The organism is Bifidobacterium margollesii (assembly GCF_002860355.1).
In the GTDB taxonomy this organism is placed as follows: domain Bacteria; phylum Actinomycetota; class Actinomycetes; order Actinomycetales; family Bifidobacteriaceae; genus Galliscardovia; species Galliscardovia margollesii.
In genome coordinates this window covers 145657-162372 of the sequence record NZ_NMWU01000005.1, presented here as the reverse complement: position 1 = coordinate 162372, position 16716 = coordinate 145657, and the positions used below count along the sequence as shown (strand labels likewise).

At 60.9% G+C, this 16716-nt stretch carries 10 protein-coding genes; 9 read left to right on the top strand and 1 reads right to left on the bottom strand.

Annotated features, from left to right (window positions below; all coding sequences use genetic code 11):
* Positions 1-149 precede the first annotated feature (149 nt).
* On the top strand, positions 150-1514 hold the full coding sequence (locus tag Uis1B_RS02030; RefSeq protein ID WP_243390210.1) for a glycerate kinase family protein: 1365 nt from the start codon (positions 150-152) through the stop codon (positions 1512-1514).
* A gap of 147 nt (positions 1515-1661) precedes the next feature.
* A complete protein-coding gene (locus tag Uis1B_RS02025; protein ID WP_101615098.1) occupies positions 1662-4445 on the top strand; it encodes a S9 family peptidase in 2784 nt (927 codons plus the stop codon).
* A 41-nt stretch (positions 4446-4486) separates the two neighbouring features.
* Here Uis1B_RS02025 and Uis1B_RS02020 read toward each other — a convergent pair whose 3' ends face one another.
* Complete coding sequence (locus Uis1B_RS02020; protein ID WP_101615053.1) at positions 4487-5290, bottom strand: TetR/AcrR family transcriptional regulator; 804 nt, start codon at positions 5288-5290, stop codon at positions 4487-4489.
* 160 nt (positions 5291-5450) lie between these two features.
* On the opposite strand from Uis1B_RS02020, the gene Uis1B_RS02015 reads away from it, so the two are divergent.
* The 7 genes from Uis1B_RS02015 (at position 5451) to Uis1B_RS01990 (ending at position 16562) form a co-directional block, all read left to right on the top strand.
* Positions 5451-6857: an ABC-2 transporter permease gene (locus tag Uis1B_RS02015; protein ID WP_101615051.1), complete on the top strand. Its 1407-nt coding sequence runs from the start codon at positions 5451-5453 to the stop codon at positions 6855-6857.
* Between the two features lie 304 nt (positions 6858-7161).
* Entirely contained in the window at positions 7162-7470 is a 309-nt protein-coding gene (locus tag Uis1B_RS12265; protein ID WP_243390209.1) for an AlbA family DNA-binding domain-containing protein, read from the top strand.
* 51 nt (positions 7471-7521) lie between these two features.
* Entirely contained in the window at positions 7522-8586 is a 1065-nt protein-coding gene (locus Uis1B_RS02010; RefSeq protein WP_243390208.1) for an ATP-binding protein, read from the top strand.
* A gap of 199 nt (positions 8587-8785) precedes the next feature.
* Positions 8786-10255, top strand: a complete 1470-nt coding sequence (locus Uis1B_RS02005) for an amino acid permease (protein ID WP_101615050.1) — start codon at positions 8786-8788, stop codon at positions 10253-10255.
* A 235-nt stretch (positions 10256-10490) separates the two neighbouring features.
* Positions 10491-11507, top strand: coding sequence for a LacI family DNA-binding transcriptional regulator (locus Uis1B_RS02000; RefSeq protein WP_101615048.1), 1017 nt, complete (start codon positions 10491-10493; stop codon positions 11505-11507).
* Between the two features lie 1513 nt (positions 11508-13020).
* Positions 13021-15186 (top strand): beta-galactosidase, encoded by a 2166-nt coding sequence (locus Uis1B_RS01995; protein ID WP_165782680.1) that lies wholly within the window; start codon positions 13021-13023, stop codon positions 15184-15186.
* Between the two features lie 110 nt (positions 15187-15296).
* A complete protein-coding gene (locus Uis1B_RS01990) occupies positions 15297-16562 on the top strand; it encodes an MFS transporter (protein ID WP_165782679.1) in 1266 nt (421 codons plus the stop codon).
* Positions 16563-16716 lie beyond the last annotated feature (154 nt).

Below are 16716 nucleotides of genomic sequence, written 5' to 3'. Positions count from 1 at the left end.
AAATGCGCGTGGCGGTCGGATATGAAGAATGCGAGTGTGTTGGCTCCACGCTATCGATCGCCTGATTGCAGGCATCGAGAGACCGCACACGTATATCGTGTAGGCAGGCTCGTGCAGGCAGACGTACCGTGTAATCGAAGGAGATCATCATGAAATTCGTTATCGCACCGGATTCGTTCAAGGGGTGCATGACGGCGAAGCAGGCGGCTGAAGCCATTCGTACGGGACTTTCCCGGGTGTTCCCCGACGCCGAATACGTGATGGTGCCGATGGCGGACGGCGGCGAAGGCACGGTTCGGTCGCTGATCGACGCCACCGGCGGACAGGTGCGTCGGGCGCGGGTGCTCGATCCGCTGCAGCGTCCGGTCTTCGCGGAATACGGATTGCTTGGCAATGAGTCTGCTTCCGCGCCTGAGTCGCACGTCGGTGGCGCCGACCCCGGCATGGCGGCCGTCCCCGACGCAGCGGCCAGTACCAACGCAGACGCCAGTGCCAACGCAGCGGCCAGTACCGATACCGCCGCCATCGCCCCAACCAACCCCGACCCAACCGCCATCGTCCCAACCAACCCCGACCCAACCGCCATCGTCCCAACCAACCCCGGCCCAACCGCGGTGATCGAAATGGCCGCGGCCAGCGGCATCCAGTTCGTCAACGAGGAAACCCGCAACCCGCTGGTCGCCACCACCTACGGCACCGGGCAGCTGATCCGCGCCGCACTGGACGACGGCGCAAGAACCATCATCATCGGCATCGGTGGCTCCGCAACCAACGATGGCGGCGCCGGCATGGCCGAAGCGTTGGGCGTACGGTTCCTCGACGCGAATGGTGATCCGATCCCTCGCGGCGGCGGCAGTCTCGAGCGACTCGCCACCATCGACGCTTCCGGCATCGATCCCCGTATCGCCGACACGACGATCATCGTCGCAGCCGACGTCACCAATCCGCTGGTCGGTCCGAACGGAGCGTCCGCCGTATTCGGCCCGCAGAAGGGCGCGACGCCTCGGATGGTCGAACGACTCGATGCCGATCTCGCCCACTATGCCGCCATCATCAACCAGACGCTCGGCATCGACGTCGCCCACACGCCCGGTGCAGGCGGCGCGGGAGGTCTTGGCGCCGGGCTGCTCGCCTTCACCGGCGCCACCATGCGTTCCGGGGTCGAAACCGTGGCGAACGCAGTGCATCTGGCCGACCTTGCCCGCAATGCCGACTACTGTTTCACCGGCGAAGGCGGCATCGACTTCCAGACGCAGTACGGCAAAACCCCGATGGGTGTGGCACGGGCCGTGAGGCGAAGCAATCCCGGAATCGGGGTGATCGCCCTGGCCGGCTACGTGGGCGAGGGCATCGATCGGCTGTACGATCTCGGGATCGACGCGGTGTTCGGCATCGTTCCCGCCGCCACCACGCTTGAGCGTGCGCTCGCCGAAGGATCGGCCAATCTCACCCGCACGGCTGAGAACGTCGGGCGGTTGCTGATGCTGGCCTCGCGCCGGCGAACCCGCGCGTAGTCTCCGCGTCGCACGGGCAACCGATGATCTCGCGTTCTTGCCGAAGTTCGGGTAAGGTATGTGATTTGGATTGATAGTGCAGGCGCGTCGGCCGCAAATGCAGTGAATGGGGACGGACGAATGATGATGCAACCGGATCAGCCGAATATGACCGCGAATGAATACAGCGATCCCGACGACGATTCCAACACCGCGACCGGCATTGAATCCGATACCGAAAACCATGCCGACGCGATTGCGCGATACCCCCGTTTGAAGGCTCGGACGCAGCGGTTCTCCCTCGGTGCTCCCCGCACCCCGGACGTGGCCGGGGACGGCATGCGCGCATTGTTCCTGCGATCCCGCGGCCCGGAAGACGCCACCACCTGTCTGTGGGTGAGCTGGTTCGATGCGATCGGCGAACATCATGAAACGCTGCTTGCCGATCCGCGTGACCTGCTGGCTAGGGCCGGTTCGGATGCGGAGGGTCGGTCGAACGGTGTCCCCGACGAGGAGAAGGCCCGCCGCGAACGCGCCCGCGAATCCGCGGAAGGCATTGTGTCGTATAGCGTTGATGAGTCCGGTGATCGTGTGGTGTTCACGGTCGGAGGCAGATTGTGGCTTACGATGATCGGCGACGAGGAGAACCCGGCCGACGGCGACGGGACGTCAGGCGGATCCGCCGGCTCCGATGGTTCCGGCAGCGGCCCCGGCACTGCGGCCCGCCCGGAGGCCGCTCCGGTATCCGTCACCGTCCGCGACGGTGAACTGCATGCCATCACCCGCGAACTCGGCGACACCTGGTATGTGTCCGCCATGAAGTACAGCGGTCATCCCGGTCGCCTGTTCCGCCCGGTGCTGAACCCCCGTATCTCCCCTGACGGCAAACTGGTGGCCTACACCACCGGTCGCATGATCAATCTGGTGGTGATCGGCGAGAACGGCCGGCCCGACGACGAGCGGTCGGTATGCGGCATCGCCGACAAACCCAATATGACGGTTGGTCTGGCTGAATTCGCGGCCGGCGAGGAGATGGATCGCTACGAGGGGTTCTGGTGGTCGCCGGACTCGCGCAGTCTGCTGATCGAATGCGCCGACGAATCCCCGGAACCGGTCTGGTATATCGCTGACCCGTCCGATCCGACGAAACCCGCGCAGCCGCGGCATTATCCGCAGGCGTTGACGAGGAACGCCGAGGTGCGGCTGTTCCGGTTCGACATCGGTTCGGCGTCGCGTCGCGGCGGCAGCATGGCTTATGCGAGCGTGCTTGATCTGCCTGAGGTGTGGTGGGATCGCCACGGCTACGAGTACTTGGCCGACGTGCATTGGAGCCGCGGCGGCGACCCGATCCTGCTGGTGCAGAACCGGCGTCAGACCGCCGATCAGGTGTTGAGGATCGATGAGGAGGGGAGCAATCCCAACGTCGGATATGCGTCCCAGCGTGGTGTGCTCGACGGATTCGCGTTGGAGGCGGACGGGGGTGCCTTGGCTGCGGAGGAGTCGCGTCACCGCTGGCTGCCGACCACCACGCTTACGGTGACGGGCAGCCGGTTCTGGCTTGATTTGATTCACGGCTGCCCGGCATGGACTCCGAATGGTCAGCTGATCACCGCCATGCCCGACGAGGAGACCGACACGATGCGTCTGGCGGTGAACGGTCACGCGTTCACTCCGGCCGGATGGCAGGTGCTTGACGTGCTTGACGTGACCGACCATGACGTGCTGGCCCGCGCTACCTGCGATGCGCGCGGCGTGGACGTGGTCAGCTTCCCGCTGCCGGACGACGAGCAGGAGCTTCTCGGCTCGTACTGGCAGGAGGTGAATTCGGAAGGTCATGGCGGAGCCCGTATCTCCGGCGGTTTCGGCAACAGCTTCGCGGCCGACGGGAACGGCGATGGCGCGGCCGGTGGTTCGCCCCGGCCGATCGTGCTGAACCCGGAGCCGGGTGTGTGGTCCGCGTCTCGTAACGGCGATGGACTGGTGCTGTTCGGGCGGACGATGTCCTCGGCGGAAAGCGTGATGATTCATACGTTCGGCACGCTGTGTGACGGGGGCCCGAGGTTCCGCGCGAAGATCGCGAATCATGCCGAAACGCCGGGATTCGTGCCGAACGTGAAGTTCGTGAGGCTTGGCGAGCGGCGGATTCACGCCACGATCACGCTGCCGAGCGCGGGCAGCCCGTATGCGAATGCGGAGAAGCTGCCGGTGCTGATGAAGCCGTATGGCGGGCCGATGCACCGTGAGGTGATGTTCAGTCAGTCGATGTACTGGGATTCGCAGTGGTGGGCCGATCAGGGGTTCATCGTGGTCGCGGCCGATGGGCGCGGCACGGGGGCCCGGGGGCTCAGGTGGGATCACGAGATCTTCGAGCGGTTCGCCGAGGTTTCGCTGCAGGATCAGGTCGATGCCGTGCAGGCGCTGCCGGGGGTGATGAGCGACCTCGTTGTGGCGGACTTCCGCGATGCCATGCCGGGAGGCGATGATGTGCACGGAGATGATGGTGACGCGAATCTTACGGTTCCGCAGCCCGATCTCGACCGTGTGGCGATGATCGGATGGTCGTACGGCGGATTCCTGTCCGCGCTGTCGGTGCTGCGCGAGCCCGACGTGTTCCATGCGGCCTGCGCCGGCGCTCCGCCCACCGACTGGACGCTGTACGACACGCATTACACCGAACGCTATCTCGGTCTCAACCCGGTGGTGTACGAGCGCAACAGCATCATCGCCGACGCGCCGAATCTGCGTCGTCCGCTGCTGCTGATCCACGGATTCGCCGACGACAACGTCACCGTGGCGAATACGCTGCGGCTCAGTTCCGCGCTGCTTGCGGCCGGTCGCGAACACACCGTGCTGCCGCTCACCGGCATCACGCATATGACCAATGACGAGACGGTGGCCGAGAACCTGCTGCTCTTCCAGCGGGATTTTCTGAGGAAGGCGCTCGCCGATTGATTCTCCGCCGATCGGTCGATGGGCGAATGATCGGCGGAGAATCAATCGGCGGGAAGCCGGTCGCCGGAAGGCCTATCGCCTGTGCGCGATGAGGGTCGGTATTCCGAGTATGCCGTCAGTGGTGGGACGGCTACGGAATGCGACGGCGACAGTATTCGGAACAGGGCCGTGGTGTCGATGCCTTTGCTGACGCTGGCGACTCTGTCGGTGTTTGCTGCCCTGCCGATTTCGTCGCCGTCGGATTCTTCGCCTGTGCCGTCGTCCTGCAATGATTCCAGCGTCTGGATGATGATCGTCGGGATCATCAGGTGGCTGATCATCTCCCGGTTGTTCTCGACGAGTACGGCGGTCGACAGTTTTTCGAAGACGCCGGCCAGTCCGCTGATGATGAATTCCAGTGTGATCTGCTGCGCGGTGTCGAGATGGTTCAGATCAAGGTGGAACAGCTGCGCCCATATGCCGATGACGAAATCCTTGAACTGCCGGACCAGTCCGGGGGAGCCGTGCGGACCTAGAATCAGTGCGATGCGGTGCGCGTTGATCCGGAAATCGGGTCGTTCGAGCATAGTGATGAACTCGACGTCGTTGGGGTCGATCGTCGACCGCTGCACGAACCGTGATAGGAACAGTGCGATTCCGGTGGTTTCGTAGATCGAGGCGATGGCGTCTTCGGCCAGTTCGGTGATGTTGCCGTAATGGTAGTAGAACGATCCTCGATTCAGCCCGCTGGCCCGGGTGATGTCGTTGACGGTGATGCGGTCGTATTGCTTGGTTTCGAGCAGTTTCCAGAACGATTCCTGCATTTTCGTCTTCGCGGATTTCTCGCTGGTTCGTGGTCGTGGCATCTGAGGTCCTTCGTGGTCGGTGTGGTCTCCCAAAACTTATTAAACAGTGTATCTAATAATGGGGATTTTTATTCAACGGCGTGTTTAATAAAGTGATGGGTGCAAGGATTCCGGAGCTGATTTCGGAACCGAATACGAAGGGAATGCAAGGAGAGCAATCATGAAAGCGAGCAGCTCGACCGCCGAAACACTGAGAAGATACTGCCTGCCCGTAGGGGTGATCGTCGCCATCTCGTGTCTGATGGCACTGATGTTCTATCCGATGATGAATGCCGGTCTACGGGAGCTGCCCGTGGCGATCCTCTCGCTGGACAAGGGGGCGACCGTGCAGGGCAAGGCGATGAACGTCGGCGACACCATGGTGGAGAAGCTGACGGGAGCCGCCTCCGACGATGCCGGCTCGGGCGATGATGACGCTGATACCGACGAATCGCCGATGGACTGGCATGAGGTGAAGACGCAGGACGAACTGGACCGCGGTCTTGCCGATCACGAATACTATGCCGCAATCACCATTCCGGAGGATTTCACCGAACGGCAGGTGGCCAAGCAGCAGACGGCGATGAAGCAGAAGATCTCCGAGTCGACCGCTCTGGCCCAGGTGATGGTCAAGGCTCAGACCGAGGCCCAGCAGACGGCGATGGCACAGGCCCAGGCGCAGGGGCTGACCGGCACGGCGGCGCAGGGGTTCGTGCAACAGTATGTGCAGAAAGCCGTGCAGGGTGCGGTGCAGAAGGCCGCGGCGCAATCGGCGCAAACCGCGCAGTCTGAGCAGTCTGAGCAGTCCACTCGGTCCGAAGATGCCGATGACGCCGAAGCGCCGACAGTCACCGTCACCATCGACAACGGCAAGAGCCCGCTGGTCGCCAACCTGCTCAAGCAGAGCCTGCCGACCGTGTTGGGGAAGACCGGCGCGACCGTGGAAACCAAGGTGATCAACGAGGGCGACACCTCGAACACGAAGTCGAACGCGCTGCCCACCGCCACGATGATGGGGACCAACATGATCATCATGCCCACGTTCATGATGTCGATGGTCGTGGCGATCGTCTGCGTCGTGCTCGGCCCGAAATCCTACGACGACAAGGCCCAGCGGTGGAAGATGCTCGGCGTGCAGCTCGGCATGGCCGCCGTCTACTCGCTGCTCGTGGCCCTCGGCGCCGACTGCCTGCACGCCATGATCGGCGCGGGATGGCTCGACTGGACGATGATCTCGTTCCTGTGGCTCGCCGGCTTCGCCGTCATGACGGTGATGTTCGGCCTGCTGAACATCGCTCTGCCGCTCGGCGTGCTGACCGGCATCCTGACGCTCGGCCTGGGCATGACCACCGGCATCTTCCCGTACGAGCTGCTGCCCGACTTCTGGCGCAACTGGGTGTACGGCTGGGTGCCGCAGCGCTTCATCGGTGAGGGCGCCAGGGCGGTGCTCTACAACGGTGACGGCTGGTGGAACTCCGCCACGGGCCCGCTATGGGTCATGGTCGGCATCGGTCTGGTGATCGTGGTGATCGCCGGCGTGCTGCCGCTGAATCGCGCCAAGTCCCAGGCCGGTCACTCCTCCCGCTGAGGCAACCGACGATTCGCTCGCGAATCGGGATTTCGCCGGTGGTCTCCCGACAAGGGAAGCTGCCGGCGAAGCCGTCCGATAAAGGGGATTTCAGCGGTTTCTGTCCGTCTTCCGCCGCGCATGGTCAATTCGTAATTTGCATTGGATGTGCGAACTCTGCCTGTGGACTGTGCTTAGTGAGCTATGTATGTATTAATGCATAAATTATGTCTGTATTGATGACCAGATCATTTGATTTAATCATTGACAGCATCATCAATACGCTATAAATGTTCTAATAAAGGTGGGATGTGAGGAGCGGGCCATGACTGATGACGAATTTATACAGGTGATCCAGTCCGGCGAGTCGTCGGTGGTCGAATTCAAACGATGCGGTGATATGCCGCACCCCGATACGTTTGAAACGGTTTGTTCGTTCGCCAATCGTTCCGGGGGAGACATCTATCTCGGTGTTGACGATGATGGTGAAGTCACAGGGGTAGATGCTTCCCGAGCTGTCGAAATAGAGCGCAACATCGTCAACGTGACGTCGAATCGCAAATTATTCATTCCTGCTCCAATGGTGGAAACCGAGCGGATAATGCATCAAGGCAAGACGGTCATTCGCGTATGAGTGGCGCCCAGCTCTTCGGTGATTCGTTTCAAAGGAGTGGTGTATGACCGTGTGGCTGATGTAGACACTCGTATGGAAAGTGACATACAAATCAGCCAAATGTATATACGCAAGCAAAACTACTACTCCGAACGGCGAATCTTCCGCTACGTCACACCCTTTGACCTGCGGTCGGATCTCATTGCGAATATGCGCAAAATGGCGGCTACTCAACGCTCCGGCCATCCGTGGGGCCGTATGTCCGACGATGAAATGTTCCGTAGCGCGAAACTCTATAATCGGGATTACGTGACCGGCGAAGAGGGATTCAATCTGGCTGCGGTGTTGTTGCTCGGTAAGGACGATGTGATCTCTTCGGTTTGCCCCGCCTATGTCACCGATGCGATCGTCCAACGAAATGACGTGGACCGATACGACGATCGACTGATGGCGCGGACCAATCTATTCGACTCATATGAACATTTGGTCGACTTTGTCCAGCGCAATCTTCCGGATCGCTTTGCCTTGGATTCCGGGAAGCGAACCAGCCCTCGTGACATCATTGCTCGCGAATTAGTGTCCAACAGTCTGATGCATCGCGAATACTCCAGTCCGGTGATCGCTCGGATCGTGATGGATCGGGAATCGATACGAACGATTAATGCTTCGAGATCTTTTTTCGAAGGACGCATGCGGCTTGGTGATTTTACGTCGATGCCGAAGAATCCGATCATTGCGGATGTGTTTGTGCAAACGGGATTGGCAGAAAAACTGGGCAGTGGCCTACACAATCTCATCAAAGCGTCCGAACTATACACTGGGCGGGAGCCGGAATTCAGCGACGGCGATCTATTCAGAGCGATGGTGCCCACTGCTGTCGGTTACGATGCTTCCGAAGCAACGCAGAGAAGTCACGATGCTGCGAAGCGACCAACGGTAGAACCTTCTTATCATGAGCGGTTGGCGCAAATCATCGATGATGAATTGCAGCGGCATACGATCATTACCGCCCCTCAGATCGCGCGTATATCCGGATTTGATGTGAGGACGGTGCGGGCATTCCTCAATCGTTTGGTCGATCAGGGGGAATTGGCTGTCGAAGGTCGGACCAGAGGACGACGGTATCGCAGAATGTAACATGCGCCGATGCGAATCCGCCGGTTCTGACGGTTCGATGTGATTGCGATGTGAGACGGATCGTCCATTATTACGCGAAATTCCCGCAGGTTTTGTAGGCTAGTGCAATTGCCGCATTCGTTGTGGCGCTCCGTCGTGCACAGTCGCGTCTGATCGCCGAAGCAATCAGTGATCAGACGCGGCGGGAGTGAGGACGTATATGCAGGAAGTCGAAGAGCTCGACACCGACAATCAGATGAGCCGAGGACTGAAGAACCGTCACGTACAGTTCATCGCCATCGGCGGCACCATCGGAACCGGACTGTTCCTGGGGTCCGGAAAGTCGATCTCGCTCACCGGCCCGAGCATCGTCTTCGTCTACATTCTCGTCGGCATCATCATGTTCCTGCTGATGCGGGCCATCGGCGAAATGATGTACCGCGATCCCAGCCAGCACACCTTCATCAACTTCATCACCCGGTACCTCGGCCGCGGCTGGGGGCATTTCGCCGGCTGGACGTACTGGATCGTGCTCGTGCTCATCGGCATGAGCGAGATCACCGCCGTCTCCACCTACTTCGTCACGTTCTTCGACACGTTCGGCATCGACCTGAGCGGCTGGAAATGGCTGATCGAACTATGCTTCCTCGTCGCGCTCGCCGGCATCAACCTGATCGCCGTCAAGGTGTTCGGCGAAGCGGAATTCTGGTTCTCGATGATCAAGATCACGCTGATCTGCGGCATGATCGTCACCGCCGTGGTGATGCTGGTGATCGGATACCATTATCCGGCCGTGCAGATCACCGGCGCCGACCATGTCAGTCCGGCCGGTGCTGTGAGCCTGACCAACCTCACCGACGGCTTCTCGCTTGCACCGAACGGCTGGCTCGCCCTGCTGATGAGCTTCCAGATGGTGTTCTTCGCCTATCAGATGATCGAATTCATCGGCGTCACCGTCTCCGAGACCGAAAATCCGCGCAAGGTGCTGCCCAAGGCGATCAACGAGATCATCCTGCGCGTGCTGATCTTCTACGTGGGCGCGCTGCTGGCGATCATGGTGATCGTGCCGTGGCGCAACTTCCAGCCGAACTCCGACGGATCGTTCGCATCCCCGTTCATCATGGTGTTCAAATACGCCGGTCTTGACTGGGCCGCCGCGCTCGTGTTCTTCGTGGTGATCACCGCCGCGTCGTCGGCGCTCAACTCGCTGCTTTACTCGGCCGGTCGCCACCTGTATCAGCTGGCCCAGGACTCGCCGTCGCCCGCCATGCAGCGTCTCGGCGTGGTCTCCAGCCATCATGTGCCGGCCCGCGCGATCCTGGTCTCCGCCGCGATGATCCTGCTCTCGCCGATCATCAACGCCTTCCCGCGCATGTCGAGTGCGTTCGTGCTGTTCTCGTCCGCGTCGTCGGCCGTGATCATCTTCATCTACGTGCTGACGATGATCGCCCACCGTCGCTACCGTGCCAGCGCCGACTTCATCGCCGACGGCTACGTGATGCCCGCCTGGCGCCTCACCAACACGCTGGCCATCGTGTTCTTCGTGTTCGTGTACGGCACGCTGTTCATCTCCGCCGACACCCGTGGCTCGGCCATCGCCGGCCTCGTGTGGCTCGTGGTGTTCGGCGGCTTCTGCCTGTGGCGCCAGCGTTTGGAGGACCGCGACCTCAAGCACGCGCTGCGCAAGTAGCGGGGGTGCCGGTTCGGCCAATGCGGCCGGCCGGTGCTTGGCCGAATCGGTTATTTGGCAGAACCGCTCATTTGCGGGCCGTTTTCGGGGTCCTTATGAGCGGTTCTGCCAAGGAACGATTCTTAATGAGTTGTTTGGCCAAGGGTTGTTCTGCCGAACGGACTAACGGGCGGGTCCAGACGGGTACACTGGGACGGGTAAGACAAGGAGGAAGTCTGTGCCTGCCGGAAACCCTATGAGTCATTCCCCGAGACGCCGATCGGTGTCGATGATCGACGTGGCCAGAATGGCCGGGGTTTCGCATCAGACCGTGTCCCGTGTGCTTAACAATCCCGAAAAGGTGCGCGAAAAAACCCGCCGGGCTGTGGAGGACGCCATCGCCAAAACCGGGTATCGCCGCAATGAGAACGCCCGGGCCCTGAAAAGCGGAGTGCCGAACACGCTGGGCATCCTCGTTCCCTCAACCACGCAGCACGGCCCCACGGAGATTCTGTGGGCGATCGAGCGTGCGGCTGCGGACGCCGGCTATTCGGTGAAGCTGTCGTTGCTTTCCGGTCGCAGCGAATCGGCGATCAATACGGCGATCGATCGTCTGCTGGCCAGCGAAGTGGCGTTGATCTTCATCTGCGCGGCTGAATCGTGGGTGGAGCCGGCCGTGCGGGTAAGCGTGGATCTGCCGATCGTGGACGTCGGCTGTGCGGAACCGAGTATTTCCGGCATCAGCGCGGTGGACATCGATCAGGCCGAGGGCGTGCGTGCGCTGATGCGGCATCTGCGCGACGAAGGTGCCACGCGAATCGACCATATCGCCGGTCAGGAAGGGTTGTATTCCGCCGACGCCCGTCTTGCCGGGTGGCGTGCCGCGCAGGCTGACTATTCGTTGACGGCGGGGCATCTGTATCGTGGCGACTGGACCGAGTCATCGGGCTATCATTTCGGTTCGCAAGTTGCGATGGATCTGCCTTCCGCGGTGTTCGCCGGCAATGATCAGATGGCGTTGGGATTGATTCGCTCGCTTCATGAGCACGGCATCCGGGTGCCGGAGGATGTGAAGGTGGTGGGATACGACAACATCGCACTGGGGGCGTACACGATTCCCTCGCTCACCACGGTGGACCAGGATTTCGACGAACTCGGGCGGCTTGCCGTGCAGCAGGCGGTGTCCATGCTGAACGGGCAGCAGCCGCGATTCGTGTATACGCATCCGCGGCTGATCATCCGGGAATCATCCACGAAGCGTGTGAACGAGTAGTCGGCGGATAGGTTTTTCGGAAAAGGTGAGTTCCGTAGGCTGTTAGGTGCTGGGACTGCGCAATCGTGGGCGGCGCAGTTGCCGGGCTACGTAATCGGCTGGTTCTGAAGGATTAGGTTGCAAAAGCCGCGATATGCAGTCTGATCCATCGGGATTTGGTCTTCATGTTTTCGGGACCCTTGCAATCATGCGGTTTTCGGTTTGTCGGATTCGCTCTTCGGAAGGACTAGGCTGCATTTCGCGCCGAATGCGTCTTGGTCCATGGCAGGTATGGGCTGTTTGGGTTCCCTTTGCTATGCGCGTTGGGATTGTGCGTGCGCTGGGATTGCATGAGTGAACTTTCGCCGGTCTTCGATGTTCCTGATGGCGGTGATGAGCTCGTCACGGGGAATGTTTGATGGTATTTGGATCGAGTGGCGTCACGGATGCATTCTGCATCATATTGGCGTTTTGTGTCACGGGGCATGTTTTGCGTCACATGGTTTGGGTTCACGCGTCACGCGGGCCATCTTGCGTCACGGGGTATGGGTGAACCGTGTGACGCATCCGTAGGAAGGTTGGAATTTCAAGGGTTTGACCGCTGCGTCACTCGGAGCGGGTGAACCGTGTGACGGCATCTGAACCGTGTGACGGCGACCTGCCCCAAGTGACGGTACTTGTCCTGCGTGATGGAGGTCTGGACCGTGTGACGGTGCAAACCGGCCCGTGTGATGGTGCAAACCGGCCCGTGTGATGGTGCATAGCGGCCTGAGCGATGCGCCCGGTGCAATACTGCAAATACTTTGGACTTGGCATCCTGGCCGTCCAAAAAACATCCGCACCCTCTATCAGGAACAACGCCTCGCCGCCTGAAACCGACGGACACGGGCCATGGCAAAGAACCGCCAACGCTAAGGCGAAGCACGTCTACCGCAACCAACCCGGACACGACGCATCAACCCTTCACAAGGTTGACAAAAACACAGGAACACCTCCCCCAAAAAAACCGTCTCAAACTACCTGTGGTGGCATCCCGTACGCGGGTGGTATGCGGTACCGGTTGGCACGCAATACCGATCGACATGCAGTACCGATTGGCGCGTCGTGTGTCGGTGCGGCGAACGCGCTCAAGCCGTTGCGGAGGTGCGTCGCGCACATCGAAATCGAAGGAGTCGCCGGTGTTTGTCCCTGATCCCGATTGTATTTTTGTGTACGTTCACATCCGCTATTCGGCCGCGGTGTGTCGCAGTCTGATCGTTGATATTTGTGGATTTTTGAGCGGTGCATACCAGTTGTTTTGCGCAATCTTGACAAACAAAAATGTTAACGTGCATAATGGTATCAATCGGAACAAGCAAAGAAGCTGATAAATCGTTGAAAAGCCAAAGACTTAAAGCCATGTGATGTTCCGATACAAAAAATGTGAACGTACACATTCTGGTTGTCCGAATCGGCCGACGAAGATACCCGGATGAATCCGCGCAACCGAATCGTACATTCCGCGAATAGGTCAGTGAGCCAAGGGAGGATAATCATGACCGATCGTTCGTACACCCCGAAGTCGATTCTGTTCGGCCCGGCATTCTACGAGGAATACCAGCCGACCGACAATCTTGAAGAGGATTTCCGCCTGCTCAAGGCGGCCCATATGAACGTGATCCGCGTGGGCGAGGGCAGCTGGTCGCATTGGGAGCCGGAAGACGGTCGTTTCGAACTCGACTGGCTCCAGCCCGTGCTCGACAAGGCTCAGGAAACCGGCATCGACGTGATCATCGGCGTGCCGACCTTCGCCATTCCTCAGTGGCTCGTCCGCAAGTACCCCGAGGTGGCGCTCACCGACGAGCACGGCCATAAGCGATTCTTCGGCGGCCGTGAGGAGCACAGCCTCAGCCATCCGGTCTTCCGCTTCTACGCGGAACGGGTGATCCGCAAGATGGTGGAGCGGTATGCGAACCACCCCTCGGTGATCGGCTGGCAGCTGCACAACGAACCGGGACTATGGATCAACTATTCGCACGACGCCTTCGAAGGCTTCAAGGACTGGCTGCGCCACCGCTACGGAACCGTGGAAAAGCTCAACAAGGAATGGGGGTTGGTCTTCTGGGCACACGAACTGAGCACCTGGGACGATCTGTGGAAGCCGGAAGGCAACGCGCAGCCGCAGTACGACATCGAATGGCGGCGGTACCAGGCCGAGCTCACCGACGAAATGCTCGGCTGGCAGCGCGATCTGATCACGAGCCTATGCCCCGAAGGCCAGTTCATCACCGTCAACCATGCGCTCGGCCGTGACTCCACCAACGAGGTAACCGCCTCTCGGACCCTTGACGTCGCCGGCAGCGATCCGTACTTCGAGATGCAGGACGGACTGCGACTGCCGGATCCAGATCTGCCCGAACACTCCTGGCATGCTGCCGGACCGTGGTCGCTCGCCCTGATGGGAGACCGCACCTATTCGCTTAAGCAGCAACCGTACTTCGTGCTGGAGAACAACGGTGGGCCGATCGGCGGTGCGGCGGAGAACCGTCCCGGATACGACGGTCAGTGGAAGCAGGCCGCCTGGCAGTTCATCTCGCGCGGTGCCGAAATGATCGAATACTGGCATTGGCAGCAACTGCACTATGGCACCGAAACGTATTGGGGCGGCATCCTGCCGCATGACCGCAAACCGGGTCGCGTATTCGAGCAGGTGGCCGATCTGGGTCGTGATCTGGAGGCTGCCGGGGACTCCGTGGTCGGACTCACTCCCGACGCCGACATCACCGTTCTGTATTCGGTCGAATCGCGGTGGGCACTCGCCTACGAGCCGCACGTCTCTCCCACCGGAGACACCGATCCGCACAGGGTCCGCAATCCGCAGGCATACGATGACATGCTGACCGCATTCTACAAGGGCGCATACGTTTCCGGCCGGCAGATGCGACTGGTGCAGGACGAACAGATCATCGATCCCGAAACCCACGAGGTGCTGCAGCCGGCCGACGTTTTCGCAGCCGATAATCCAGTGCTGCTGGTCGCCGGCGCCTACGTGACCTCCGACGAGATGCTGACTTGGCTGCGTGACTACGTGACGGTCGGCGGTCATCTGATCCTTGGTCCCCGTTCCACCTACGCCGACCTGCTGGCTCGTCCGCGTCTGGACGTCAAGCCGGCACGTCTGAGCGACGAATCCGGCGCCGCGTATCAGGAATTCTGCAATCTGCGGCATGACGTGTCCGCCGTCGAAGTGGCGGACGGCAACGGCGGAACCGCACTTCCCCTGCGGGACGGAGCCGCCGCAACCGACTGGATCGACTGCCTGATTCCCCAGGGCGCGCAGACGCTGGTGGCCGCGGACCATCCGCACTACCGCAACTTCCCGCTGGTCACCACCGCGGCATCCGGCAAGGGGCGTGTGACCATCGTCGGCACCGTACCGAACGCAGCGCTTGCCGCATCGGTGTATGACTACGCCCTCGGCCCGGAGGCCGGATGGGTCACCGGGCACCCCACGGTTTCGCATTCCTCCGCCGTGAATGCGAAGGGGGAGCGTATTCACTTCCTGTTCAACTGGAACTGGGATCCGGTGGGTGTGGATCTGCCGGTGGCCTGCACTCCGCTGCTTGCCGGAGCCGACGGCACCGACGACGCGGAAAGCGGTCCGGTGCGGCATGTCGATCTTGGTGCATGGGGCGTGACTCTGCTGGTGGAGCGCGACTGAGTCGTTCCGCTGTGCGTCGCAGGCTTGGGCGTGTGAATGCTCGCCCAGGCCCGCAAAGGGCATAGATGACATAGAGAACACAGAGGACTTAGAGATACGAGGTAATGATAATGGGTGAAATCGTCGATAAGGCCATGGCGTGGACCACGCCGACCGATGAACAACAGAAGAAGATTCCGATTCCCACCGCCATCGCGTTGGCGGTCGGCGTGCTGCTGTGGCTGGGATCATATCTGGGATTGGTGGGCGTGCTGGTGCCGCAGCAGGTGGCCGAGATCGCCCCCGATCAGAAAACCAGTGCCATTGCGTTGATGAGCACGGTCGCGATGATCGTTTCCACCATCGCGAACATCGTGGAAGGCGCGCTCTCCGACCGAACCCGTTCCCGGTGGGGACGTCGTACCCCTTGGATCATCGCCGGTTCGATTGGCTCCTGCCTGTGCATTCTGGCGTGGGCGCACTGCACCGAAGTATGGCATGTGGTGCTGGCCGATTCCGTGTACATGATCTTCCTGAACATGATCGTCGCCCCGCTGATCGCGGTGATCGCCGACCGCACCGCGCCGAAATACCGTGGTACGATGTCCGGCGTCTACGCGCTCGGCACCTGCATCGGCCAGTACGGCGGACAGGCGTTCGCCTCGCTGTTCCTGCCCGTGCCCGACACCGGCTTCATCGTGATGGCCGTGATGGTGCTGTTCTCCGGTCCGGTGGCGGCGCTGTTCCTGCGCGAGAAGTCCACCAAGGACATGCCGGTGGAAAAGATCACGCTGCAGACCTTCTCCGACAACTTCGCCTTCCCCACCAAGGGCGCGCGCGACTTCTACCTCGCCATGATCGGCAAGATGTGCATCATCACCTCGTCGTTCGCCATCTCCGGATACCAGCTGTACATCCTCACCGACTACATCAAGCTCAGCGGCGGCAAGCTGCAGGGGTACGTGACCATGATCTCGATGATCATGATGGCCACCGCCATCGTGATGTGCTTCTTCGCCGGTCCGGTCTCCGACAAGATCGGCAGACGCAAGCTGCCGGTGGTCATCGCCGGCATTCTGATCACGATCGGCTCCCTGGTGCCGATGTTCACCTCGCAGGCGTTCATCATGCTGGTCTACGCGGTGGTGGTCGGCATCGGCATGGGTATGTTCAACTCGGTGGATCAGGCGCTGAACATCGAGGTGCTGCCGGATCCGAAGACCGCAGCCAAGGATCTTGGTCTGCTCAACATCGCGAACAACGGCGGCCAGGTGTTCGGCCCGATCTTCGCCTCCATCGTGATCAATGCCGTCGGATACCACGCGGTGTTCCCGCTGGCGGCCGGACTTGCGCTGCTTGGCATCGTGCTGGTGAGCTTCATCAGGAAGGTGAAGTAGGCCGGTCCGCCCTCGGCCAATGCGGCCGGTCGGTGCTTGGTCGAACCACTCATTAAGAACCGTTCCTTGGCAGAACCGCTCATAAGGGCCCTGAAAACGGCCCGTAAATGAGCGGTTCTGCCAAATAACTGTGTGTGCCGCCGACCGGTTCGGC

Coding starts and splice junctions, on each gene's coding strand:
- Uis1B_RS02030 (WP_243390210.1), top strand. CDS start 150: ATGAAATTCGTTATCGCACCGGATTCGTTCAAGGGGTGCATGACGGCG.
- Uis1B_RS02020 (WP_101615053.1), bottom strand. CDS start 5,290: ATGCCACGACCACGAACCAGCGAGAAATCCGCGAAGACGAAAATGCAG.
- Uis1B_RS01990 (WP_165782679.1), top strand. CDS start 15,297: ATGGGTGAAATCGTCGATAAGGCCATGGCGTGGACCACGCCGACCGAT.
- Uis1B_RS12265 (WP_243390209.1), top strand. CDS start 7,162: ATGACTGATGACGAATTTATACAGGTGATCCAGTCCGGCGAGTCGTCG.
- Uis1B_RS02005 (WP_101615050.1), top strand. CDS start 8,786: ATGCAGGAAGTCGAAGAGCTCGACACCGACAATCAGATGAGCCGAGGA.
- Uis1B_RS02000 (WP_101615048.1), top strand. CDS start 10,491: ATGAGTCATTCCCCGAGACGCCGATCGGTGTCGATGATCGACGTGGCC.
- Uis1B_RS01995 (WP_165782680.1), top strand. CDS start 13,021: ATGACCGATCGTTCGTACACCCCGAAGTCGATTCTGTTCGGCCCGGCA.
- Uis1B_RS02015 (WP_101615051.1), top strand. CDS start 5,451: ATGAAAGCGAGCAGCTCGACCGCCGAAACACTGAGAAGATACTGCCTG.
- Uis1B_RS02025 (WP_101615098.1), top strand. CDS start 1,662: ATGACCGCGAATGAATACAGCGATCCCGACGACGATTCCAACACCGCG.